Annotated in this window: 18 protein-coding genes; 10 read left to right on the top strand and 8 right to left on the bottom strand. The window is 53.2% G+C overall.

Features of this window, described 5'->3' with window-relative positions; translation table 11 throughout:
* Positions 1-16 precede the first annotated feature (16 nt).
* Complete coding sequence (locus tag NH461_RS23630; protein WP_261603403.1) at positions 17-2,353, bottom strand: ATP-binding protein; 2,337 nt, start codon at positions 2,351-2,353, stop codon at positions 17-19.
* A gap of 349 nt (positions 2,354-2,702) precedes the next feature.
* On the opposite strand from NH461_RS23630, the gene NH461_RS23625 reads away from it, so the two are divergent.
* The 3 genes from NH461_RS23625 (at position 2,703) to NH461_RS23615 (ending at position 6,796) form a co-directional block, all read left to right on the top strand.
* Positions 2,703-4,322: an acyl-CoA synthetase gene (locus tag NH461_RS23625; RefSeq protein WP_261603402.1), complete on the top strand. Its 1,620-nt coding sequence runs from the start codon at positions 2,703-2,705 to the stop codon at positions 4,320-4,322.
* Positions 4,323-4,459: 137 nt separating this feature from the next.
* Positions 4,460-5,830 carry a xanthine/uracil/vitamin C permease gene (locus NH461_RS23620; RefSeq protein WP_261603401.1) on the top strand — a complete coding sequence of 457 codons (1,371 nt, stop codon included), beginning with the start codon at positions 4,460-4,462 and terminating at the stop codon, positions 5,828-5,830.
* Positions 5,831-5,929: 99 nt separating this feature from the next.
* Positions 5,930-6,796: an MBL fold metallo-hydrolase gene (locus tag NH461_RS23615; RefSeq protein WP_261603400.1), complete on the top strand. Its 867-nt coding sequence runs from the start codon at positions 5,930-5,932 to the stop codon at positions 6,794-6,796.
* 85 nt (positions 6,797-6,881) lie between these two features.
* Here the strand turns inward: NH461_RS23615 and NH461_RS23610 are convergent, their stop codons facing one another.
* The 4 genes from NH461_RS23610 to NH461_RS23595 form a co-directional block, all read right to left on the bottom strand.
* Positions 6,882-7,373 carry a WbuC family cupin fold metalloprotein gene (locus tag NH461_RS23610; protein WP_261603399.1) on the bottom strand — a complete coding sequence of 164 codons (492 nt, stop codon included), beginning with the start codon at positions 7,371-7,373 and terminating at the stop codon, positions 6,882-6,884.
* A 209-nt stretch (positions 7,374-7,582) separates the two neighbouring features.
* On the bottom strand, positions 7,583-8,176 hold the full coding sequence (locus NH461_RS23605) for a hypothetical protein (RefSeq protein ID WP_261603398.1): 594 nt from the start codon (positions 8,174-8,176) through the stop codon (positions 7,583-7,585).
* 279 nt (positions 8,177-8,455) lie between these two features.
* On the bottom strand, positions 8,456-9,451 hold the full coding sequence (locus NH461_RS23600) for a hypothetical protein (protein WP_261603397.1): 996 nt from the start codon (positions 9,449-9,451) through the stop codon (positions 8,456-8,458).
* Positions 9,452-9,595: 144 nt separating this feature from the next.
* Positions 9,596-9,802 (bottom strand): hypothetical protein, encoded by a 207-nt coding sequence (locus NH461_RS23595; RefSeq protein ID WP_261603396.1) that lies wholly within the window; start codon positions 9,800-9,802, stop codon positions 9,596-9,598.
* Positions 9,803-10,605: 803 nt separating this feature from the next.
* Here NH461_RS23595 and NH461_RS23590 point away from each other — a divergent pair.
* The 4 genes from NH461_RS23590 to NH461_RS23575 all read left to right on the top strand — a co-directional run bounded on the left by NH461_RS23590 (position 10,606) and on the right by NH461_RS23575 (position 15,256).
* Complete coding sequence (locus NH461_RS23590; protein ID WP_261603395.1) at positions 10,606-11,568, top strand: TDT family transporter; 963 nt, start codon at positions 10,606-10,608, stop codon at positions 11,566-11,568.
* 306 nt (positions 11,569-11,874) lie between these two features.
* Positions 11,875-13,170: a GGDEF domain-containing protein gene (locus tag NH461_RS23585; protein WP_261603394.1), complete on the top strand. Its 1,296-nt coding sequence runs from the start codon at positions 11,875-11,877 to the stop codon at positions 13,168-13,170.
* 88 nt (positions 13,171-13,258) lie between these two features.
* A complete protein-coding gene (locus tag NH461_RS23580) occupies positions 13,259-13,750 on the top strand; it encodes a GNAT family N-acetyltransferase (RefSeq protein ID WP_261603393.1) in 492 nt (163 codons plus the stop codon).
* A gap of 705 nt (positions 13,751-14,455) precedes the next feature.
* Complete coding sequence (locus NH461_RS23575; protein WP_261603392.1) at positions 14,456-15,256, top strand: AraC family transcriptional regulator; 801 nt, start codon at positions 14,456-14,458, stop codon at positions 15,254-15,256.
* On the opposite strand, the gene leuA is transcribed toward NH461_RS23575, so the two are convergent.
* Positions 15,249-16,958, bottom strand: coding sequence for a 2-isopropylmalate synthase (leuA, locus tag NH461_RS23570; RefSeq protein ID WP_261603391.1), 1,710 nt, complete (start codon positions 16,956-16,958; stop codon positions 15,249-15,251). The genes NH461_RS23575 and leuA overlap by 8 nt on opposite strands.
* A 367-nt stretch (positions 16,959-17,325) precedes the next feature.
* Complete coding sequence (locus NH461_RS23565; protein ID WP_261603390.1) at positions 17,326-18,549, bottom strand: MFS transporter; 1,224 nt, start codon at positions 18,547-18,549, stop codon at positions 17,326-17,328.
* A 98-nt stretch (positions 18,550-18,647) separates the two neighbouring features.
* On the opposite strand from NH461_RS23565, the gene NH461_RS23560 reads away from it, so the two are divergent.
* Positions 18,648-19,424 carry an AraC family transcriptional regulator gene (locus NH461_RS23560; RefSeq protein WP_261603389.1) on the top strand — a complete coding sequence of 259 codons (777 nt, stop codon included), beginning with the start codon at positions 18,648-18,650 and terminating at the stop codon, positions 19,422-19,424.
* A 62-nt stretch (positions 19,425-19,486) separates the two neighbouring features.
* Here NH461_RS23560 and NH461_RS23555 read toward each other — a convergent pair whose 3' ends face one another.
* Positions 19,487-19,963, bottom strand: coding sequence for a DUF1993 domain-containing protein (locus tag NH461_RS23555; RefSeq protein ID WP_261603388.1), 477 nt, complete (start codon positions 19,961-19,963; stop codon positions 19,487-19,489).
* Between the two features lie 354 nt (positions 19,964-20,317).
* Between NH461_RS23555 and NH461_RS23550 the strand changes: the two genes are divergently transcribed.
* Positions 20,318-20,791 (top strand): PAS domain-containing protein, encoded by a 474-nt coding sequence (locus NH461_RS23550; RefSeq protein WP_261603387.1) that lies wholly within the window; start codon positions 20,318-20,320, stop codon positions 20,789-20,791.
* 12 nt (positions 20,792-20,803) lie between these two features.
* Positions 20,804-22,285 (top strand): methyl-accepting chemotaxis protein, encoded by a 1,482-nt coding sequence (locus tag NH461_RS23545; RefSeq protein WP_261603386.1) that lies wholly within the window; start codon positions 20,804-20,806, stop codon positions 22,283-22,285.
* The last annotated feature ends 47 nt before the right edge of the window (positions 22,286-22,332 follow it).

Raw genomic sequence — 22,332 nt, 5'->3', positions numbered from 1 at the left:
TGCCCACCAACACCCCTCACTCCCGGCGCAGCGGAAGCCAGCAGCAAAAGGTGGCACCCCGCTGATCGGATGCTTCGATATCCAGCCCGCCGCCGAACCCTTCGGCAATGGTCCGGCTCATCGACAATCCCAGCCCCAGGCCATCGTGCTTACTGGTATAAAACGGAGTGAACAGTTTTTCCCGCGCCTCGTCCGGCAATCCCGGCCCTTGATCGACCACCCGCAGACACAAGCGGTCCCCTTCAACATCTACCCGAAGCACAATCCGCGAAGCCTGCTGCGGCGCCTGCTCCCAGTTGGCTTCAATGGCATTGCGCAGCAAGTTCACCAGCACTTGTTCCAGCAAGACCGCATCACCGTATACCGGCGGAAGTGCCGATAGGCTATGAGTCTGCGGCTCCTCAAACCCGGCATCATCATTTTCAGAGCGATTTTTTTCAAAATGACTGTTTTCAAAATGACTGTTTTCAAAATAAATCGTGACCTGGTGACGGCTGGCTTCCCAGGCACACAAATCCATCGCTTCGCGCACCACAGTTTCAATATCCAGCCGCTGAATATTGCGTGAGCCTTTGCGTAAAAAACCCCGCAACCGGCTGATCACCGCGGCCGCATGACGGGCCTGATCGGCAATCAACCGCAATCCTTCGGCCACCCGGGCAGCATTTTCCGGCTGTTCATGGAGGGTCTTCAGATAACGTTGACTGGCACCAGCATAATTCATCACCGCCGCCAGCGGTTGATTGATCTCATGGGCAATACCGGAAGCCAACTCTCCCATGGTAATGAGCCGGGCAGTATGCGCCAGTTCATCCTGATGACGGCGCTGCTCCGTTTCACGGAGTTCACGCTCGGTCATGTCCCGGGCCACCAACGAAAAATAATACTGGCCGCCCGCCCCTCGGTGAGCCAGCAACACCAAAGACACCACAAAGCCGGTCTCTGCGCCCAGTGGCATCAGCCGGGCTTCCGTTGCCCAGGCCCCCCGCTGGATCGCGCCGGACCAGCCTTGCTGACGCAACCGGTGAAAATCTTCCGGATTAAGCAGTTCAGCCAGCGAAGGTAAGTCCTGCTCCCCACGGATCCCCAGCGCCCGGCGGGCAGAAGGATTCACCATGGTCAGCTGCCCTTGTGAATCAAGAAACAGTACCAGATCGGTATTGGCCCGGACCACTTCCGCCAGCCGCCTGTTTTCTTCTTCTGCCCGCACCCGGGCGGTAATGTCCCGCGAGATACAGACAATCTCGACCACATCGCCGGTATAGGTTTCCCGGATCCCACGACAAGCGGTTTCAAACCATAAATAGTGCCCGTCGCGATGGCGGATCCGGTAAGTCAACGTCAGGTAGCCATCCCGTGCCAGCGCTTCCGCCGCCTGAAACAGGGAGCGGCCCCGATCGCGAGGATGAAGCAGCGACTGCGCCGACCGCCCCCGCAGCGCCTCCGGCCAGTAGCCGAGCAGGGTCCAGGACGCAGGCGAAGCATCGAGAAACCGACCGTCCGGGGTATGGCGGGAGATCAAATCCGTCGTATTTTCAGTGATCAACCGATACAGGCGCGAGGCCACCGCCGCTTCCCGCTTACGGCGAATTTCCGTGGTCGCATCCCGGCAGCGCACCATCACTGCATCCAGCGACGGTTCCGGGATAAACTGCCACAGCAGGAACTTGCCGGCCCAGGTAGATTCTACTTCACCAATCGCCCGGCTCTGATTCAAACAAGCCGTAACCAACTGGGCGTAATTCACCGGCAACAGATCGGATATCACCGAGCCAGGATGGTGCGCCAACAATTGCTGCATCGCTGCATTCATCGCGACAGGAGTGGCCAGCGAATTCATGCGAAGTCCGGGCAGGGGATCGCATTGCAGCAGCATCACATCCGCCGGTTGCTCCGGCCGATTGGCGAGCAGGGTTTGCAACAGCGTGGCCATCGCCGGTAAGGCTGCGGCGTGCTGCGCTGTTTCGATCGCAACCACCAGCACACCGGGGGTCTTCGGCGTCAGGGCAATCAAAGATCCCTCGGCCAACCCGGCCCGGCGCAACCGCCCCGACAGCCATGTTTGCCCCTGGCGCACCTGAGCGAGCGGCAAGCACCATTCACGGCTGAGTTGTTCAAACAACAGCGCATCACTGGCTTTGAGCGGGTCGCCCTGACCCGGCGGCAGTGCCGGACCGCCGCCGTCATGGGCATAGATTTGCTCATGCGGTTGCCAGCTGAGCCAGTAGGCCTGGCTCACCCCGGGCCAGGACTGCGCGTAACGACACAAGGCCGCCGCCTGATCGGCCGCCGATCCCTGCTGGAGCAACCGCAACCACAGATCGAGGTAGAGCTGTCCCTGATGACTTGTCATGCTGTGTGATCCCTCACCATGTTTCGTAATTCTTAGCCGTGCCTGCGAGGTCCTGTCATGCCTTCAAGCGCCTTGAGCATCCTGAGATCCCTTGAAAAACCCCGACTCAACTCGCCTGGCACTGGCACTGGCACTGGCACTGGCACTGGCACTGGCACTGGCACTGGCACTGGCATCATTGCAACCATCGTTGCAACCACAATTAAAGGCATATAGTAAAAACACTATAAGACTATAGGCTATTTCCATAATTCGTTCTGACTTGCTATAAATTACCACATGTTAAGAAAACATTAAATTTACGATACATATCTGATCACGGAATAACAGACAGAAAGAGGGAAACTGCATGTCTATGTATGAGACGGGTCTGACACCTTGTGACGTCAACCACATCGCACTCACGCCACTGAGCTTTCTTGAGCGCACAGCGGCAGTCTACCCGGACTACCCGGCGGTGATTCACGGTGCCATTCGCCGCAACTGGTCGGAAACTTATCAGCGCTGCCGCCAACTGGCGTCTGCGCTGGCCGGACGCGGGATCGGCAAAGGCGATACCGTCGCGGTCATGCTGCCCAATATTCCGGCGATGCTGGAAGCCCACTTCGGCGTGCCGATGATCGGCGCAGTCCTCAATACCCTGAACGTCCGCCTCGATGCCGAAGCCATTGCCTTCATGCTGGGCCACGGAGAAGCCAAGGTGCTGATCTGCGATCGCGAATTCCATGACGTGATCCGCGATGCGATTGCGATGCTGGATAACCCGCCGCTGGTCGTCGATGTCGATGATCCGGAATACGGCGAAGGCGAAGCCACCAGCGAACTCGACTACGAGGCTTTCCTGGCCGAAGGCAATCCCGACTACGCCTGGCAATGGCCGAGTGATGAATGGCAGGCCATCTCCCTCAACTACACCTCCGGCACCACGGGCAACCCGAAAGGCGTGGTGTATCACCATCGCGGCGCTTACCTGAACTCACTGGGCAACCAGATGACCTGGTCGATGGGCCAGCATCCGGTCTATTTGTGGACCCTGCCGATGTTCCACTGTAACGGCTGGTGCTACCCGTGGACCGTCACCGCGCTGGCCGGGGTGCATGTATTCCTGCGCCGGGTCGATCCGCAGAAAATCCTGACCCTGATCCGCGAGCACCGGGTCAGCCATTTGTGTGGTGCGCCGATTGTTCTCAACGCGCTGATCAACATGCCGGAAACCGCCAAGGCCGCGATTGATCACCCGGTCGAGGCCATGGTGGCCGGTGCCGCGCCACCGGCTCAGGTGATCGGCGATGTCGAGAAAATGGGGATCAAAGTCACCCATGTCTACGGCCTGACCGAAGTTTACGGCCCGGTGACCGTGTGTGCCTGGCATGAAGAATGGGACGAGCTCAGCCTGGAAGAGCGCGCAACGCTCAAATCCCGCCAGGGCGTACGCTACCCAACGTTGGAAGGGGTGATGGTCGCCGATATCCAGACCCTCAAGCCGGTCGCCCAAGACGGCAAAACCATCGGTGAAATCTTCATGCGCGGCAACACCGTGATGAAAGGCTACCTGAAAAACCCGACTGCGACCGCGGAAGCCTTTGAGGGCGGCTGGTTCCATACCGGCGATCTCGGCGTATGCCATCCCAACGGCTATATCGAAATCAAAGATCGGCTGAAAGATATCATCATCTCCGGTGGCGAAAATATTTCCACCATCGAGCTGGAAGATGTGCTGTATAAGCACCCGGCCATTATGGAGGTGTCCGTGGTGGCCAAGCCGGATGAGAAGTGGGGCGAATCGCCTTGTGCTTTCGTCACGCTCAAGCAGAGCGAATACGCCACCGAGCAGGAAATCATTGATTTCTGCCGCCAGCATCTGGCGGGCTTCAAAATTCCGAAGACCATCATCTTCACCAATCTCCCGAAAACCTCGACCGGCAAAGTGCAGAAATACGTCCTGCGCGACTGGGCGAAGAAAGCCTGAACCCCGGGCAGCGCAGGTAACCGCCTGCGCTGCCTGAGCAAACGCACCACCGGATTCGCAATACAACAACACAGCGATCCGTCGCAAACGCTTTTCAACCTATCCAATACGTGAACACACAGAACAAGGAAGATCTCATGCAGGTTTATCAACGACAGCAGGGGTCCGAGCAGCCGTACTGGCCGCTGGGTCCTTTTCAAGTCCGTATCCCCTTTATCCATTACCGCTGGGAGTTTGCGGAAATGCTCCAAGCCCTGATCATGTTTGTGGTCAGCCTGGCCATGATCCCGCTGCTGGAAAAATACCTCGGCCTCCCCTACGACATTGCGCTGGCCTATGTCGTGGTGTGCGGCGTCGGCTTTATGTTGCCCGCGCTGCTGGGGGTCCCGTTCGTCCCCGGCTGGATCACCCCCGGCATTCCGGTGGTGCTGCTGTTCCTCGGTGATTTTGAACCGGGCCCGGCGGCGATTCAGGCGCTGTTTGCCCTGCAATTGCTGGTGTTTATCATCTTCCTGATCCTGGGCGTGACCCGCCTTGGCTCCACCATGGTTAAGCTGGTGCCGAACTCGCTCAAAGGCGGGATCATCATCGGCGCCGGGATCGCCGCCCTGATGGGGGAAATCTCCAGCGGTGGCCGCTTAGCTGCAACCCCGATCTCGCTGGTGATCGGTAGCCTGATCTGTCTCTACCTGATGTTCTCGGTCTCGTTCAAAGGACTGCTGGAGCGGGTGCCGATGGCAAGGAAAATCGTCAACTACGGCATGGTGCCGGGGATGGTCATTGCGATTGGGGTCGGGATCGCCGTGGGTGAATACCCGATGCCGGATGTCCGTTGGGGCATCACCGCACCGGACTTTGCCGGCATGTGGCAATACCTGCCGTTCAGCGTCGGTTTCCCGGGACTCGATGTATTCCTGATGGCGATTCCAACCGCGGTGATCGCTTATATCATTGCCTTTGGTGACATCATTGTCGGCCAGTCGCTGATGCAGCGCGCCGATGAATTGCGTACCGACGAAGTGATCGAAAACAACATCGACCGGGTGCATCTGGTCACGGCGCTTCGCAATGCCCTGCATGCGTTCTTCGCGCCGTATCCCGGCCTCGCCGGTCCGCTCTGGACCGCCGTTGCCGCCACCATGGCCGAGCGCTACAAGCACGGCCGCGAAGCGATGGATTCGATTTACAGCGGTGCAGGCACCTTCTGGATCACCGGTTTCATTGCGCTGTTCGCGCTACCGCTGGTCAGCTTCTTCCAGCCGGTGTTGCCGATTGCGCTTTCGCTGACCCTACTGTTGACCGGCTATATCTGCCTGATGGTAGGATTGGAGCAACTCACCACCAATACCGAGCGCGGGATTGCCGGCACCATGGGCGTTGTGCTGGCGGTGTATGGCGCGAGCTGGGGACTGGCCACCGGAGTGATCCTCTATATCCTGATTGAGCGCACCCATATTCTGCGCTTCCGGGTCAAAGAGAAAGACGAAAAAGCCCTGAACAACAGCTAACGATCACCCAATTTGCGTCAAGCCGCACCGGGACGGATCCACCTGTCCCGGTGCAATTTTGCTTCGACCCGACTGATAATCACGATCAAGGAAGAGAATATGCGTACCCTGACTACCTTAACCGGCAACAGCCAGAAACTCGATGGCGGCGCCATGTTCGGCAACGCCCCGAAAGCCCTGTGGACCCGCTGGATGGAAGCGGACGAGCACAACCGCATCCGCTTGGGTTGTCGCGCCCTGCTCGTTCAGGAGCCAAACCGCAACATCCTGATTGAAGCCGGGATCGGCGCTTTCTTCTCGCCTGAGATGAAAACCCGCTTCGGCGTTCAGGAAGCGCAGCATGTCCTGCTCGACAGCCTGGCCGAACACGGCCTGAGCCACGAAGACATCGATCTGGTGATCTTAACGCACCTGCATTTTGACCATGCTGGCGGCCTGCTCTCGACCTGGCAACCCGACAGCCCGCCCGAGTTGCTGTTTCCCAACGCACAATTTATCACCGGCAAGCGCCAATGGGCACGCGCGATGAATCCGCACCCACGCGACAGAGCCTCATACCTGGCCGATATTCTCGAACCGCTGGCTCTCAGCGGACGCGTGATCCTGGTCGACGATGACGGCAAGCTGCCGTTGCTGGGGCCAGACTGGAGTTTCCATTTCAGCGACGGCCACACGCCGGGACAAATGCTGCCGGAGATCGCCATGCCCGACGGCCCGGTGGTGTTCACCGGCGATCTGATCCCCGGCGCGCCCTGGGTCCATTTGCCGATCACCATGGGCTACGACCGCTTCCCTGAAGGACTCATTGAAGAAAAAGAAGCCTTGCTGAACGATTTACTCAGCCGCAACGGACGCATCGTCCTGACCCACGATCCGGATATCGCGCTGGGCCGAGTTACCAAAGATGCAAAAGGGAAATTCACCTTGAGCGAAACAGCGGCACAGGTGGTTGGGTTAGCGACTTAGGCCATGTAGCTAAGCAGCATGTCCGGGAACCCACCGGCAGCCATATCCGGTGGGTTCAGAACAGAGTCTGCACATCTGAGAAAAACTAAGATGCGCTGTATTTATCCCCGACTTGCGCCAGCTCTGCCCAGCGAAGAAAGTCATCAGACTCAGCATCCTGCTCTGCCGGGGCCCAGTCCGCGAACGCGGTGACATCCGCAGGATCATACGGCCCCTGTTTGACTTCCAGAATCGCCGCATCCCCTTCTAACGGCAAAATGGTATGCCAAGTGCCGGGCGCCATCTCAATCCCACAGGTTTGATTGTTTGCAGAGAATATAATTCGCTCCGTCACGACACCTTGCGGGTCAAACATCAGCAGCAGCACGCTCCCCCGAACCAGAAACAGCATTTCCCATTTATTCGTCTGCGGGTGCATGTGCGGCCTGACATAAGTGCCCGCCGCCAGACCAATTACCATCCGCTGCACCGGCGCTTCAAAATCAGCATGAAACGCCAAATGACTCCGTTTGCGGGGACTTTGATGGGCCTGAGCCAACAACTCATCCAATAGGGCTTGATCAACAACGCGGAACATACTCACCTACAGGTCTAAAAAATATGAACGATATGATTCGGTAATTTAAACAGCAAATGAGATGGGGGCCAAGTGAGGAATCACAAATGAAACCTGAATAACTACCAATTCAGTAGATAGAATTAAATGTTCCATTTGGGGGATGTCAAGGAGTCTAGATTGGATTTATAAGAAATACCGGCGCAGCTACACCGGCAAGAAATCATTTCCTATAATTGTTGCCAAGCTCTTTCAAACGCAGCTATTTCTGACTCAACAGCAATCGAGAAAACAGTCGGATCACCACTAAATGTGTACATCTTTCTCGTATTGATATCCAACACAGCATAAACTGCTGTATTGATATCAATACAAGATTGCATAAGGTAGCAAATATAGTTTGCTCGCTCTTTAGTCATTGGTTCATTAACACTAAAGTACAGCTTGATAATATGTTCTACCCCGTCGATAACAACATTAAGCTCCGGGTTACAAACAATCTCTGTTACATTTGAGTGGTAAGAATTCCTAACCGGGTCATGCCAACGAATGTTTTTACCTTTAGCCCAAGCAACAAATTTCTTAGCTAAAAGGCTATAATTACTTGTTTTTCTCTTATCATTTAACGTTTTCGGTAACTTTGTCAGCTCACTCAACTGCTTTTGATTCTTAATGATATCAACGATTTTTTCTCGAAAGCTTTTGTAATAATCGGAACTTGGATGATATGGCCCTTTATTCTTTTGCCTTTTGATCAGAGTTAGCTTCTTAGTCCCGCCTTGGGTTGCAATGGCTGAAAACTCTTTTACGAAAATGCTTGGCATAACAGCTCCTACTGAACAGTTTATAATCAAGCTAGCACAATGCAACAATACTCACAACAAGATACAACTAAAGTCGTATGAGGATTTAGAGCAAAAAAACCTGAGTTCTCACTCAGGCTTTGCTCTCATCTTGGCCAATACATCTCGGCCACGCCGTAAAGTCCTCGCAGCACGTGGGTTCAGTTTCTTTTTTCTAACCAGCTCCACGAAGCGAGCGGCATCATCTCCGCTCAACTTTATCGCACCAAAAGGATTTGAGCATATTCCCATAAACGAACCTTATTTAGATGGTTTTTCTACTGACCATGATAACACGTCTGAATTCTTAATCGAGAATCTTAATTTACCAGACTCTAGATACATTTCCTTTCCTAGTCGAGATAATATTTTTACATTTGAAATTAAGCATATTTCTTGTTCACAATTATCTCCAGTTACAAACCCCTGGATTTTTAAAAACTCATATGAATCTTTCGTCACAACCAACGACTTCGCATCGATAGCCCCAAACTTAAATATTTCCATCACACGCTCAGGAATTCGATACATTTTGCTATAGGAGTCGAAGACAACAAATAAAGTTATACCTCCTATCCATAAATAATATATTGCCCTATATCTATTCTTCGGTTTTGCCGTTAAAACAACATTTGCAAAGGCAATAAATATAGCAACTCCTACCCAAATTAACTCTCCTTCTTCCTTGGTTTTGGGAAGACCTGAATGAACAAATGATAATACTAAATATGCCGGATAAAGTGACATAAAGGAACAAAATAAAGAGACCAACACAAAGCCAACAACCTGTTTTCGTAGTTCCCACCCTGACAGTTCTGAATTATGTCGAACTATTAAAAATGCCAATATCACCCCTACAGCAGCATAGAAAAACGCCACCAATCCGACATAAATAATAAGAACCCAGAGCCCGAAACAATATAAAACAGGAAGGCCGAACCAAAGTACTGTTTTAGATAAATCATTTTCACCGTTATCATCCTCCCAGTTTTCTTTCAACGATGAATTATTAGCCCACACATCAGACCAAAAAGAACCAGGAAAGATCAAAACCGCAATAAAAAACACAATTATAATAATCGACGTTATTGATGCAGCAGACAATATAGTAAGAGAAGACTTTAAATCAAAATCGGGCATATATTCAATATAAGAGAAATACCAAATAAAAACCCCACCACCAACCAACAAAAAAGAAGTCCAAAAGAGAGATGCTATATTTACGTAAAAGTAATCTTTCAGTTTTTCAACATTCACTAAACCACCTAATTATTATTATCAACAGCTCCGAAAATAGTTTTAGTATTAATTCATACTTAGCCAACGATAGTCAACAGATCTCACAAAAAAGGCACACTATCTATTGACAGTATGCCCTGTTTACCGTTCGTACTTTATCGGCTACGAACCAGCCACCGGCACTTCCACCCATCGCTTACAGCGACACAGCGCCCCCCCTTCCACAATCTTCACACAGCGGGAACGGATCACCCCTTCGTTATCACAGATCCGGTGACCACACTGGCAAACCACTTCTTTCACGGGCAACTCGTTGGCCGCGCTGGCTTTCATACCGTAGCGCTCAGGCATTTTCTCTGCGGTATTCATATCCTTAGCTCCTAGCTTGCCCGGCGCGGTCATCCTCTATCACTTCATCCACAAACGCCACCTGCTCGAAACTCAGGGTGTTGGGGTGCGCAGGCCATAGAGGTTGGGCTGAGTTTAGGTTTAAATTAGGTGCGCAACGAATTCAGCTTTAAAGGCTGCGTTCTGGGAGACCATACCGAGATGCAAATCTGATAGATTCAGAATAAACAGAAGATCCTTAATCCACTGGTTCTGACAGGCTTGGAAAATACAGAAAAACATACACTGACACACATAAAAAGCCGCACCGTTGCAGTGCGGCTTGGATTAAGTTTTATGAACACCTCAGTTGACCGTTTGGGCACATCCGAGGCCGTTGTTACTTGAGGCTTCGCCACTCATTACGTTGAGTATGCCGAGTCCGATGCAGTCACTTCTTTAAATCGGACTTTAGTGTCATTTGACGAAGAAGTAATTTCACTTTTTGTCACTTAACCAAATTGTAAGTCACCAAGTCTCACGACTTAGCTTTCCGCTCTGCCAGCGTTGGCTCACGCCACCACCAACAGGAAACTTGCACCCTTGAGCCCTTTGAAATCAGCTGAATCCTCCAGGAGCTAAGCAAGAACGGCTCATTACAAGCTTCCTTATAAATATGGTATGCATTGCTGCGTTTGGCAAATCCATTTTTGATGAAAAGCTCCGCAAAACGTGACCGCCCGCACTGTTATCTCACTCGCAAAACTGCGCACGGCCCCACCGCTTTGGTGTAGAATCCAACGCTACATTAACATTTGAATGACATATGGAGCGATCAGACACTCATGGCGGGATTTAGAGGGACGCTGAGACAAGTACCCACGGCGCAAGCGGCACTGGCCCTGTCGACCACAGGGATCGGCCTGGCGTGGGCGCTGTTTATGCCCGGCAGCGGCGATGTGATCCGGGGGGTCTGCGCCGTGTTGGGGGCCGCCCTCCTGATGCCGGTCATTCTCAAGTATCTGCTGTTTCCGCGCAATTTCCTGCTGGATCTGCGCCACCCGCTGTACGGCAGTCTGATGGCACCGATGACCATGACCATGCTGGTGCTGGCCGACTATCTTTCCTCGATTCACCTTCATGTGGCGCGTGTACTCTGGTATCCGGCCATGGCCCTGCATTTCTTCATGCTGGTGTACTTCTTTTTCCATCAAATCAAAAACTTTCGATTGATCAATCTGTATCCCAGCTGGTTCCTGTACCCGGTGGGTGCCATCAGCGGCACGCTCGCCGGTCCGCAACTCGGACACACTGAATTCGCTTTGCTGATGACCCATGTCTGTGTCGCGATCTACTTTATGATGTTGCCTGTGGTGCTTTACCGGCTCTGTTTTGCCGGTCGTCTGCCGCGACCAGCCCGACCGACGCTGGCGATTATGGCCGCGCCGGTCAATTTGTCGCTGGCCGCCTATCTGAGTAATGTGACGCAGCCTGATCCGGTTCTGACCGGGGCGCTGGCCGGGGTGGCCATCACCATGACGATTCTGGTCTACCTGTTCTACATCAACCTGCTCAACCAAAGGTTCCAGCCGCCGCTGGCTGCCGTGACATTCCCGTCGGTTATCAGCGCCGTGGCGATTGAACGCCTGACCGACTGGCTGATGATCGACTATCCGCACTGGACCTGGCTCAAATCCCTGGCCCTGATCGAATTGATGGTCGCGACCACACTGGTCTTTTGGGTCAGCTGGAAATATATCGGATTTTACTGGCCGCAGGCCCGGCGGCATCATCCGCACTCGACTTAGCCGGCATTGTCCACCACACTCCCAATCCGATGTTGAGCGCGCAGACGACGCGCTCAACTCATCATGACTTCTCCGGTAATTATCTGAAAATACTCATCATTATTTTGTCACAATCATCAGTTAGAGTGTGCTCGCGCTGCATTTGAATGGTCGTCGTTTCGACGACACCGGCCTGCTGAAGCGTGACCTTCGGCATGAAAATGCGTTCAAGCCGATGTACCTGGGGAAAGGGAGAACTGCTAACCGCGTCACCTAGCAACGACATCCCGAATTACCGTGACATTACCCCTGCGAAGAGATGTGCTCATGGATTATCAAAAAGGGATTGTTTTGAGATTGTTCGCTTTTTTCTCCCCGGTCAAAGGAGAGCTGACCGCCACGTTGCTGATCATGTTGTTTATCCTGCTGGTCACCACCCCGAAAAATTTTATCGACAATTACAAGCTGCGCGCTCAGGCAGAAGATTTGGAACTGGTGGAGTTGGTTTATCTGCAACGGATTCAGACCATCGAAGCCGCGCTGGCGCTCATCGCGCAGCAAGCCGCCACCACCTTTGATGCCAACGAGGCCGCAGCCGCGTTACCCAAATCGCTGTCGAGCAATATCACCCGTATTGAAGTGTTGGACCCGTCCCACTACCGCACATTCGTTGCCGACATGAAGCTCAATATCGGTGCCTGGGATCACTACGCCAGCGAAGAGCCGTTCAATATCGCCCTCGCGGATAACGGCAACAGTTATTTCATCCGTACGTCAGCCGATCGCCAAATTCCGCTGTACTATGTAGCCACCGTGAACAGCGAGCAGTTCTGGACGGTGCCGAACAACAACGTCATGGTGGTCAACACCGACAGCCAGGGCAACGTGCTGTTTTCCCACCGTGAAAATCAGGGCAAACTCGACAAGTTGCTGCTGCACACGCTCAAAACCAGCGAGGCGTCGGCTGGTTACTATCTCTACCGCAACGAAAATATCTCATACCGCATCATGACTTCCGGTGGCCAGACCCTATACATGCTGTTTATCGATCGCTTCCGTCTGGTGGATCGGATCTATTTTCTGATGATTATCATTGGATTTCTTGCGATGGTGCTGCTGCTCAGCGTTTATCAGATCAATAACAAACGAAAACAGGCCCATTACCAGTCTTCGATTGATGAACTGTCGCAACTGTTTAACCGCAAACACCTGCACCGCAACAAGCGCAAGATCGAAGCCCAGCCTGATCAGTTTGTTGCCCTGTTGGATATCGACCACTTCAAAAGCGTCAATGACACCTTCGGCCATATCACCGGCGATAAAATCATTAAACAAATTTCCCAATTGCTAAAAGATAATGCCCGCAAGAAGGACATTGTATTCCGCTACGGCGGCGAAGAATTTCTGATGGTCCTGAATGCGGATTCCCTGATCGAAGCCGACAGAATTTTTAACCGGATCCGCCAGTGTATCGAATCAGCCCCGCTGGACCCGCAGGTCACCGTATCGATGGGCATCGCCAAACTCGACGGCAGTATCGATCGCGCGCTGGCCGAAGCCGATAAGTATCTGTATGTCGCCAAAGCGTCCGGCCGGAACCGGGTTTGCAGCGCGTTGGATTAAGATCTCGGGACAAGCAGGCAGCTTATTCGGTCAATTCGGGATTAATGGTAAACTCCCCCAATTCGATCCCCAATGAGAAACCCCACAGATGCTTGAACCCATTGTTTTTGAGACTGAGCGCTTGCAAGCCGCAACGCTGGACAGAGCCCAACCGGGACTCGGCCTGGAAATCAGAACCCTGTTTACCGACAAGGTCAGCCGCTATTTGCCGCCGGACTGCAGCCAACTGGAAACGCAGGATGATGTAGCGCAGTGGCTCGATAGCCGGCTCAGCATCGGCACAATTGTCCGATTAAGTTCGACCGATCAGGTGGCAGGTTACTTGTTCGTATTTCCGGAAGAAGCGGCGCAATACCGGATCGGTTATGTGATTGCCGAATCCTACTGGGGGAAAGGACTGGCCACCGAAGCAATGCAGGGGCTGATCAACCATCTGGCTGGATCAAATAAGACGACCCGATTCATTGCCGGGATTGATCCGGTCAACGCAGCGTCTCAAAAGGTGCTGGAGAAGCTCGGGTTTGGCTATGACCACACGCAAGCTGAAATTGATTACTACGTGCTGGAAACCAGCCAGTAAAGTTACTCAGGTCTCCCAAAGCTACTCCGGTCTCCCAAAAGCAACTCGGGCCTCCCGAAAGCAAGCCATGAAAAAACGGCCCAGAGCAGATGCCCTGGGCCGTTTTCCGTTCCGTTTAAACCCTGTGTTCCAAGCAGGGTTGCTGGCTCGCCAGCGCGCTGACGCTGCACTGTAATAACCATGAAGTGCATCGCCAGGAATGCAACCGCCTCCGTTACCTGGCCATTGCAATGTTCGGGGATTCGAGTTGCTCAAATCTGGGGCTAATTTATCACACATTTTGATAAGATCAAATAATTTTGAATAAATAAAGATATTTTTGATCATGGTGCGAAATTTAAGCGCTATTTCGTACACCTAAGTTCAGCTCTAAGCCGATAGTGAAGCCTACCGAAAGGCAGCCGGATACACTATGTTGAACATCCAGCAATGGAAAATCAATAAAACCTTAAAAATCATTAATATAAAAAACAACCAAAACTCAGCTGTAAGCCTATTTCTCGCCTGAAGGGCAAATCACACGCTCATGGTTCAATAACCACAAGTTTAAAATTTATATACATTCTTCAATTTTTTTTGAATTTAACGACTCATGATTGCAGTGTCGCTTCAATCCATTCTCTGGCGCCATACCAAAAGATATGTTCGCATTCAACTTTCAGTTCCAGTAACTTAGGGCTCAAGCTACGGAAATCTAGGGGTGATATGATGCATTTTCAGACCGATAACCTAACGCAAAACTTAGTCGCACTGGCCCATCACTATGACCATGGCGACTGCGAGCCGCTGCATACGCATACCACTACCCAGCTCCTGCATACCATCAGTGGGGTGCTCCGAATTGATACCCCGTCCGGCAGTTGGGTGGTCCCACCGGGTCGCGGTTTATGGATCCCGGCCGGGATCGAGCACAGCCTGCAGGCGACCGGCAGTGTGGAAGTGCGAACCCTGTTTCTCGATCCGTTGGCCCGTGCCGATTTACCCGGCGAGTGCGGCGTTTTTTCGGTCAGCCCGTTATTGCGCGAACTCATTGTTGCAGCAGTCGATATTCCGAATCAGGTCAAACCCGGTAGCCGGGATGAGCGTCTAGTGGAGTTGATTTTAGATGAGCTGCGCAGTTTACCGCTGCTGGGGTTCCATGTGCCGGTCGCCCGGGACAAATCACTCCATCAACTGTGTGACACCATCACCCAGCGTATTGATCATCCCTGGTCGATCAGCGATGCCGCGCAGCTATTAAATGTAAGTGAACGGACCGTTTCGCGTAAATTCCACCAGCAACTGGGATTAAACTTCGGTGAATGGTTGCGCCGCCAGCGGCTGCTCCGCAGTATGGAGTTGCTGGCCGCCGGACACAGTGTCATTGAAGCGGCCCTGGCGGTGGGCTACGAGAGCCCCGGCGCTTTCAGCCAGGTCTTCAAAAGCCGGGTTGGCCTGTCGCCGACCGAATACCTGCAAACTCCGGCGTCAGATGTCGACCTTGGCACCCCGGCGCCCGCTAGCTGAGCTGTTCCAGATCAACGTTCAGCTGCGCGGCAGAAGCGGATCCCTTCAGGGCATTTCCAATCGCATTGAGCGCCGCCTGCAATGAAGCCCGACTCGAGTCGGCTTCAATCGCAACGCCGAAGAAGCGTTGCTGATCGGCAGTTTCACACGCAACATAGGCCACCGCTTTACTTTGGGTTTTCTGCCCCAGCGTATGCTCGGCATAATCTAAGATATTGACTTCAATCCCCCATTTTTGCCGCAAGCCATCGAGCAGGGCCGACAGCAAGCCGTTCCCTTCAGCCCGGATGCTGACCGTCTTGCCGCGAAACGCGACTTTGGCGCTAAGCTGCTGCCCAGTTTTTCCCGGCTCGCAGCGATAATCCAGCAGGGCCAGGTCCGGCGTCGGTACCAAACCGTAGGACCGGCGGAACAGCGACCAAATCGGCGACAGGCCCATCTCCTGTCCACTGATATCTGCCTGCAGTTTGACCCGCTGACTGAAGTCAATTTGCAAGGCTCTGGGCAACTTCAGGCCGTGATTTTGCTCTATCAGCCAAGCCACGCCGCTTTTGCCGGACTGGCTGTTGACGCGGATCACGGCTTCATAACTGCAACCGACATCCTGGGGGTCAAGCGGCAAATAAGGGATCAACCACGGCGCATTTGAACTGGCTGACTTTATAGCGAACCCTTTTTTGATCGCATCCTGATGCGAGCCAGAAAAAGCGGTAAACACCAGCTCACCGGCATACGGATGGCGGGGATGCACCGGGATCTGATTGCAATACTCGATCAGCTCGACGGTTTGGCGGATATCCGAATAATCGAGCTGCGGATCGATCCCCTGGGTATAGAGATTCATCGCCAGGGTCACCAAATCGACGTTGCCGGTCCGCTCACCATTGCCGAACAAACAACCTTCGATTCGCTGCGCTCCGGCCAGCATCGCCAGCTCGGCCGAAGCCACCCCGGTGCCGCGATCATTGTGCGGGTGAATGCTGATCGTTATATGGCTGAGATCCGAAAACTGGCGGATGAAAGATTCAATCTGATCGGCATAAACATTGGGCGTATTGACCTCAACCGTGGCCGGTAAGTTGAGGATCATCGGCCGCTCTGCGCTCGGCTGCCAAGCCGCTTTCACCGCTTCGCACACCGCCAGGGCAAAGTCCAACTCGGTGAAACAAAAGGTTTCCGGGGAATACTCCAGCACCCAGTCGGTTTCCGGCTGTTGCTCGCACAGGGTGCGCATTTGCTTCAACCCGGCCACCGCCAGTGCAATCGTCTCGGCTTTGCTCTTGTTAAACACCAACTCACGAAACACCGGCGCGGTAGCGTTGTACAAATGCACAATCGCTCGGGGAGCACCGGCCAGGGAAGCGATAGTCCGCTCGATTAAATCGGGCCGCGACTGGGTGATCACCTGAATCCAGACCGCATCAGGGATTTTGTCCTGCTTAATCAAAGCGCGGACAAAGTCAAAATCAGTCTGGGACGCGGACGGGAACGCCACTTCAATTTCCTGAAACCCACAGCGGATCAGATGGTCAAACAACAGCACCTTCTTGTCCTGATCCATCGGGTTGGCCAGGGCCTGGTTGCCGTCACGTAAATCCGTCGAGCACCAGCGAGGCGCGGTGGTGAGCTGTTTGCCGGGCCAGGTCCGTTCGGCCAAATCGATCACCGGGGTCGGGGTATATTTTCCTGCGGGGTAAGTCATCGCTCATGCTCCTGTGATATGCGCTTGATATCGCTTTGGTTCAGTTGTGATCCTCAGTCTATGGCGCGGCGATCTGACCGTCTTACGCATTCGGGACAGTCACAGTTGCGTAGCGGACACACTGACTCACTCAGCGTTTATGCATCACTTGTCATTTCATGTTCAGGAGAACAACAAACCAATCGGCCCGGCAATGATGCCGGGCCAATACGTGCTGTCACTCAAAGAAAGATCGTCAGCGGCGGGAGAAAGCTGATTTCACAGCAGATAGCGTTTTCGCAACAGATATATCTTCGCTGCAGATAGTGTTTTCGATGCAGATAGTGTCTTCGATGCAGATAGCACTGACGCAACGGACAACTCACGCTTAAGCCGTAGCTGAAACACTTTCCGTCGGTTCCGGTTCAGGTTGACAAGCCATCAGCCCGCAGTATCCCCACACCAGCGTGACGCCCAGCATCAAGGTTAGCGCCGAATCCCAGTTCTGGCTGATTTCGTACAGATAGCCGATCACCACAGGTCCGGTCGCTGCCAGCAGATAACCAAGGCACTGCGCCATGCCGGATAACGCGGTGGCTTGCTCCGGACTATCACTGCGCAGACTGATCATCGACAGGCCGAGAATGAAGGCGCCACCCTGCCCGACGCCGAGCAATAGTGCCCAGAACAACGCCAGTGACGGCATCATCATCAGGCCAGCCACACCGACCAACGTCGCCATAATCATTACCGCCGCAATCAACCGAACGTTCTTCACTTTGGCCATCAAGGGCACCATCACCAACGCAGGGGCAGCCCCTGCCAGTTGCATCAACCCGTGGTAGACCCCGGCTTTTTCAGCACTGAACCCCAGATCCAGTGCCATCACGGCAAACCAGCTGACAAAGACATAGTTGATAAAGGAGTTCAGTCCGAGAAACAGGGTGATCTGCCAGGCCACCTTTGAGCGCAGCAGATCCCCGATCCCCTGACCGGAATTCGGCTGCGGCGCAACCTGACGGCTGACCCGCAGTCGGGGCAACCAGGCCAGAACCGCACACAATGAGAGAGGCAAGCACCAGAGCAGCGCGACAGACCAACCCGGCACACTCGCCTCGGTCACCGTCGTTGCCAGCCGGGCGAGCGGGATCACAAGGCTCGAGCCCAGGGCGGCTCCGACACTCATGATCAGCACATACAAGGCGGTCAGCGAGGCCGCATGACGGGCATGATCGCGTTTGAGCAATCCCGGCAGTAATACATTCGCAATCGCAATCCCGATCCCCAGCAGCAGGGTGCCGGAAAACAGCGCCGGAATCGCATGCAGCGAGCGCACCATCACGCCGACCGCAATCGACACCAACCCCAGCATGATCGTTACCTCCAGCCCCAGTCGCCGGGCCAGCACCGAAGCAAACGGCGAGAAGAACGCAAATGCAATCAACGGCAAGGTTGTCAACAAGCCAGCCTGAGTCGCACTCAGAGACAGCGACAGGCTGATCTCATCCAGCAAGGGGGACAAGCTGGTAAACGGCGCCCGCATATTGAGGGCGATAAACAGTAATGCCAGTAAAAACCAGCACGAGATGGGCGTAAGCGATTTATTTCGCATAACAATGACCAAATGAAGAATCCATGCCCGGCACTATAGACGGTTTACGGATTGCTGAATTAAGATAAATAGACATTTTATTGCTAAATTCGGACAAGATGACCGCCCAAACGCCCCTATTCTCGGATGTCGACAACACAACGCACGCTGTCGACATCCTGTATACCCAGGCCAATGAACGGGTCGCAGAGTCGCCCTACCACCAACACCGCAAAGGACAACTGGTGATGCCGACCTGCGGCTCTGTCACCAGCCGGATCAAAGATGCCATCTGGATTGTCCCGCCGTACTCTGCGGTCTGGATCCCGGGCGATGTTCCCCACAGCAACCAGCTCACACCGGAGGGGGAAGGCTACATGTTGTTTATTGAGCCTGATGCCGCCGACATGCCGGATCAGGTTTGTACCTTGTCCGTCAGCCCGTTGATCCGCGAAATCCTGATCACCCTCGCCGCCCGCCCGCAGGATTATCCGGCAGACAGCCCGACCGCGAGGCTAGTACAGGTATTGCTCGATGAACTACCAACCATGCCACGTGAGCAATTCGATTTCCCGATCCCGCAGGAGCCACGGCTCAACCAAATCGCCACCGCCTTACTGGCTGACCCGGCCGATCGCCGCACCATGGCCCAGTGGGCCAACGCGTATGCAATGAGCGAAAAGACCCTTTCGCGGTTGGTGAAACAACAAACCGGGCTGACCTTCGGCAACTGGCGTAAACAGCTACACATTGTGGTGGCGCTCCAGCAGCTGACTTCCGGCAATCCGGTCCAGCAGGTTTCCGAGCAATTGGGATATGAGTCCGTCAGCGCCTTTATCACTTTTTTCAAAAAGAGCCTAGGACGACCACCGAAACAATATATGGCTGCGCGCTAATCCGATGAATCCGGTGACTGCCACCGACAGGCCTAAGCGCCAACGCGATCGTCCAGGCGCAGTTAAGAAGGCTGGATAAAACTAAAGCCCGGCGGGTAAGCATGATAGCCATCAAAATCTGCTTTGCTGACCGGCTCGCCCTGCACTTTGGCGATAGCGTACGCCATGCTGATATGGAAAAAGAAATTCGGCAGGATGTAATGATGGATAAACTGCGGTTGCGGCAGGCTCACTTCGGTAAAACCGGCTTTGTCGGACAACATCACATCCGGATCCAATGCCGTCACTTCAGGTTGCCCGCGCAAATAATCCCGGGTCTGCACAATTTGCTGCGACACCGCGTGTCGGGTGTTCTCCTGTGCCTGAAAGGAAACCACCGGATTACCCAGCAACGGACAATAGCCACGCAAGGCAAAATTTGCGGCGATTTTTACCTGCATTGCAAAGGGAAACATATCTTCGGTGAGCGCTTGCTCAAAGACATCATCACTAACTTTTGCTACCAGATTCTCCAGCTGATCCAGATAATGAATCAACACTGCTTTCACCGCTATACTCACAAATCCAACACCCACTTAATGACAAAAAACACAATTAAAATAAATCATGGCCGCCTGAAAAGCCAGTATTCTTATTGATGACCCATCCTCTAACTTTTACGTTTATTATTTCTTTGATTACACAAAAACTGTGATATGGGTGATAAAAGTCATATACCTAGAGCGAATTCGAAGAAGATCACAGCAGCCATCATACCCATGCAAAATTACAAAGCATACAATTGATAGCCGGATACAAACGTATGTAGTTGATCATAAATAATCTGAGTAATTGTTCAGGGTGGAATAATGCTGCAAGAAAAAGAAATATCGTTTGAGCCCAACGAGCTCATTGTGAGTAAAACAAACCTGGAAGGGAAAATCACCTATGCAAACCGCACCTTTATGCGGATTGCCAATTACTCAGAGCTCGAGTTGCTTGGTAAAAACCACAATCTTATCCGGCATCCGGATATGCCCAAAGGCGTGTTTTTCGGCTTGTGGAAAACCCTGAAGTCCGGCGAGGAGTTTTTCGGGTTTGTCAAGAATTACACATCAGACGGAAATTACTACTGGGTCTTCGCCAATATCACATCCGACAATCTCAGAGATCAAACGATTGGCTATTATTCAGTGCGCCGATTTGCGCCCAAAGCTGCGGTTCACGAAATCGAAACGATCTACCAGAAGATGAGAGAAATCGAGCAATCCGCCGGACATAAGCAAGCCGGTGAAACCTCCTGGCAATGGCTGGCTGATCAGATTCAGCGTGAACATCAGATGGGGTATGAGGAATATGTGCTCAGCCTTTATCACAAGCATCAATAAGGGGGACATCACATGAAAACCAGCCAAGTCAGTAAGAATATTTTGCTGTTGCAACAAAAGTTCCTCGTCTTATGCGTGGTATTTATTACGGTCACCTTCGCGCTGTCTGTCGTCAATATGTACCAGCACGGTTTGAATACTTTAAATATCGTCTCTCCAATCTTTGCGGTATTTTTTGCCGTCTATGCCTACCGGGATCAACGCCGGCCAATCATGGTGCTTGATCGGATTCGCGAAGCCCTGGATTCCGCCAAGGACGGGAACCTGCATGTGCGCATTACCCGCACCAAAGGGCTGGGGGAAGTGGGGCATGTGGCCTGGGCGCTCAATGATTTTCTCGATATCATGGAAACCAATTTCAAGGAATTGGCCAACAGTTTCAACCGTGCCGGTAAAAAAGAGTTCCACCGCAAAGGACTTACAGCCGGGTTGCCGAATGAATTTTCCAAAGCCATGAGCAATGTCAATACCTCGATTCATGCCATCCATGAAGCCCACATTTATTCCCGGCAGAATCGATTAAAAAGTGAATTGCACCAAATTAATACCTCGAATCTACTGATCAATTTGAAAAATAATCAGCAGGAACTGGTGACCTTGTCCAACAAGATGGATGATGTGCTGTCGATTGCCAGTGAGAGCCGTGACGGCGCAGAACACAGCCGGGAAGTCGTCGGCGATATTCGCAACGCCCTGGATGACATGAACGCCCGGATGGCGACGATGGAAAGCACCGCGCAGGTCCTCGGACAGGAAAGTGTCCGTATCGCCGATACCATCAAAATTATTACGGATATTGCCGAGCAAACCAATTTACTGGCGCTGAATGCAGCGATCGAAGCCGCGCGAGCCGGCGATGTCGGGCGCGGGTTTGCCGTGGTGGCCGATGAAGTCCGCCAGCTGGCGGATCGTACCCGCTCATCCACTTCGGAAATCAGCAGCATCATCAGTTCACTGACCACCCAGATTGAAGACATGGTGTCCCAGACCATGACCGTGGGCGAGCAATCGAAGAATGTCAGCGGCGAGGTGAATAACTTCCATGCCAACTTCGACAAAGTCGCCAACTCATCCCAGGCCACCATTCAGCTGATGAACCAGGCCAAAGACCTTTCCTTCGCCTCCCTGGTCAAACTGGATCATGTCATCTACATGCAAAATGGTTACATCGGGCTTGAGAAATGCGGGAAAGGCGCCGAAGCAGAAGCCGTCCAGGTCGATCACTTCCATTGTCGCCTGGGTAAATGGTATTACGAAGGAGAAGGCTATACCGGTTTCCGTCAACTGCCTTCTTACCGCCGCTTAGAAGGCCATCATGAAGCGGTTCACCAGAAGATCCACACCGCGATGGATATCGTCCAGCAAGACTGGCTCAATGACGACAATATTCTTGAGCACCTCATCGAGACGATTGAGCAAGCCGAAGCGTCCAGCAACGGGGTCATCGACAGCATCTCGGAGATGGTGCACGAGAAGCACAGTAAAGCCGGTTAAATCCAAGTGCAAACCGAAACAGAGCAGCCCCAGGGGCTGCTCTGTTT

The sequence above is a fragment of the Photobacterium sp. TY1-4 genome (assembly GCF_025398175.1).
Lineage (GTDB): Bacteria > Pseudomonadota > Gammaproteobacteria > Enterobacterales > Vibrionaceae > Photobacterium.
Note: the sequence above shows the minus strand (reverse complement) of the source record. Positions and strands in the feature narration are given on the sequence as shown.